At 60.4% G+C, this 444-nt stretch carries 1 protein-coding gene; it reads left to right on the top strand.

From position 1 onward, the window contains the following. Positions 1-260: 260 nt before the first annotated feature. Positions 261-444, top strand: a 184-nt coding sequence (locus tag ACU8YC_RS27760; protein WP_446896364.1) for a hypothetical protein, incomplete at its 3' end; no start/stop codon positions are given.

Genomic DNA, 444 nt, shown 5'->3' on the forward strand with positions numbered 1-444 from the left:
AGCTTGGCAAGCCGGATCAGAGCTGGTTTGAGCTCCACAACTTATCCTTAAGCTCGACTTAAGCTACAGGGTCCAACGGCGACGTCTCCGTCCGGCGTAAAAGGAAGGCGATCTCGATGCCTCAAATCAGGTTTCTCAGCCTTGCTTTGGGTTGCTGTTCACTTGCAGTTCACGCCTCCCCGAGCCACGCGATCGATTCCCACGCAGGCCGGCTTCCCCCATGGCAAGCTGGGGCCAACAACCCTGCAGTCGACAAGGGGTTGGAATTCACGGTTAAGGAGGCCGACAACCTCGCCGACTTCCATGGCGACCTGACCAACGCGCGCCTCGTGCTCTACGTGGGCGGCAATTACTTCTTCGCGATGGCGCCGCTGGTGGCGGCCTGCGAGGCGAAGCACCCTGAGCTCAAGGGCCGGATCTACTACGAGACGATTCCGCCGGGTC

The sequence above is a fragment of the Citrobacter sp. VF227 genome, assembly GCF_052950715.1.